The sequence below is a fragment of the Pseudomonas sp. O39 genome (genome assembly GCF_045447295.1).
GTDB classification, from domain to species: Bacteria; Pseudomonadota; Gammaproteobacteria; order Pseudomonadales; family Pseudomonadaceae; genus Aquipseudomonas; species Aquipseudomonas antarctica_A.
In genome coordinates this window covers 1-2,749 of record NZ_JBJGXV010000051.1, presented here as the reverse complement: position 1 = coordinate 2,749, position 2,749 = coordinate 1, and the positions used below count along the sequence as shown (strand labels likewise).

Genomic DNA, 2,749 nt, shown 5'->3' with positions numbered 1-2,749 from the left:
CTATACCGCTACGTTGACCAATCCAGCGCAGACGCCAGTGACTGTCACTTTGAGCAATGGCTCGGTGATTACCATCAAGGCTGGCGAGTCGGTTGGCAGCGTGATCGTCGACACCCCGCCGAACGACGTCTACGTAAACGGCAGCACTGTCAGCACCACTATCACGAGCGCGACGGGCGGCAATTTCGAGAACCTGGTGCCGAGTACGACCCCTGCGGTCACCACGATTACTGACTCGATCGACACCACTACCGTCACGCTGACGGCTCCGTCCGAGGTGAGTGAAGGTGGTCAGATTACGTACACCGCTACGCTTTCCAATAAAGCGGGTACTGACGTAACCCTGAAACTCGACAACGGCTCGACGATCACCATCAAAGCCGGCGACACCGTCGGCACTGTGACTGTCCCAGCGCCAAGTGATGACGTGTTCATCGACAAGAGCACTCAGACCGTCAAGATCACCGACGCTGCTGGTGGCAACTTCGAGAAGCTGGACGTTGCTGGCGACGGCGCGACCACCACGATCAACGACACCATCGACAAAGTTGATGTGGTTCTGACCGCTACCACCACCGTTGGCGAAGGCGGCAATATCGTCTACACCGCGTCGCTGGTCGATAAGTCGGGTAACGCAGTAACTAACATCACCAACCCGCTGACCGTGACCTTGGATAATGGTCAGACCATCACCATCGGTGTGAACCAGTCCAGCGGCACGGTCACCACCGTGGCGCCAAACGACGTCTACAAAGGCGATCAAACCGTAACGACCGCTATCAAAGGCGTAACCGGCGGCGAGCACTTCGAAAACCTGGTGCCGGGCACTACGCCGGTTAACACCACCGTTACCGACACACCAGGCACTGCCGATACCACTACCGTGACCCTGACGGCTCCGTCCGAGGTGAGTGAAGGTGGTCAGATTACGTACACCGCTACGCTTTCCAATAAAGCGGGCACCGACGTAACCCTGAAACTGGACAACGGCTCGACGATCACCATCAAAGCCGGCGACACCGTCGGCACTGTGACTGTCCCAGCACCTAGCGATGACGTGTTCATCGACAAGAGCACTCAGACCGTCAAGATCACTGACGCTGCTGGCGGTAACTTCGAGAAGCTGGACGTTGCAGGCGACGGCGCGACCACCACGATCAACGACACCATCGACAAGGTCGACGTCGTACTGACCGCTACCACCACCGTTGGCGAAGGCGGCAATATCGTTTACACCGCGTCGCTGGTCGACAAGTCGGGTAACGCGGTGACTAACATCACCAACCCGCTAACCGTGACCTTGGACAATGGTCAGACCATCACCATCGGTGTGAATCAATCGAGCGGCACCGTTTCGGTTGTAGCTCCAGATGACGTCTACAAAGGCGATCAAACCGTCACCACCGCAATTAAGGGTGTGACTGGCGGCGAGCACTTCGAAAACCTGGTCCCTGGCACCGATAAAGTCACCACCACAGTGACTGACACTCCGGGCACTGCCGATACCACTACCGTGACCCTGACGGCTCCGTCCGAGGTGAGTGAAGGTGGCCAGATCACCTACACCGCAACCTTGAGCAACAAGGCCGGCACCGACGTCACGCTGAAGCTCGATAACGGCTCGACCATCACCATCAAAGCCGGCGACACCGTCGGCACCGTGACGGTCCCAGCGCCAAGCGATGACGTGTTCATCGACAAGAGCACTCAGACCGTCAAGATCACTGACGCTGCTGGCGGTAACTTCGAGAAGCTGGACGTTGCTGGCGACGGTGCGACCACCACGATCAACGACACCATCGACAAAGTTGATGTGGTCCTGACCGCTACTACTACCGTCGGCGAAGGCGGCAACATCGTTTACACCGCCAGCCTTGTGGATAAAAACGGCGCGGCAGTGACTAACATCACCAATCCGCTCACCGTGACCTTGGATAACGGCCAGACCATCACAATCGGCGTGAATCAGTCGAGCGGCACCGTCACCACCGTGGCGCCAAACGACGTCTACAAAGGCGATCAAACCGTCACCACCGCAATTAAGGGTGTGACCGGCGGCGAGCACTTCGAAAACCTGGTCCCTGGTACCGATAAAGTCACCACCACTGTGACTGACACTCCGGGCACTGCTGACACCACTACCGTGACCCTGACGGCTCCGTCCGAGGTGAGTGAGGGTGGCCAGATCACCTACACCGCAACCTTGAGCAACAAGGCCGGTACTGACGTCACTCTGAAGCTCGATAACGGCTCGACCATTACGATCAAAGCCGGCGACACCGTCGGCACCGTGACTGTCCCAGCACCTAGCGATGACGTGTTCATCGACAAGAGCACTCAGACGGTCAAGATCACTGACACCGCTGGTGGCAACTTCGAGAAGCTGGAAGTTGCTGGCGACGGCGCGACCACCACGATCAACGACACCATCGACAAAGTTGATGTGGTTCTGACTGCCACCACCACCGTTGGCGAAGGCGGCAATATCGTTTACACCGCGTCGCTGGTCGATAAGTCGGGTAACGCAGTAACTAACATCACCAACCCGCTGACCGTGACCTTGGACAATGGTCAGACCATCACCATCGGTGTGAACCAGTCCAGCGGCACCGTCACCACCGTGGCGCCAAACGATGTGTACAAAGGCGACCAGACCGTTACCACTGCCATCAAAGGCGTAACGGGCGGCGAGCACTTCGAGAATTTGGTTCCTGGTACTACGCCGGTTAACACCACCGTCACCGATACT

At 57.8% G+C, this 2,749-nt stretch carries 1 protein-coding gene; it reads left to right on the top strand.

The genetic code is table 11. From position 1 onward, the window contains the following. A partial coding sequence (locus ACI77D_RS29170; protein ID WP_407018082.1) for an immunoglobulin-like domain-containing protein occupies positions 1-2,749 on the top strand: 2,749 nt, incomplete at both ends.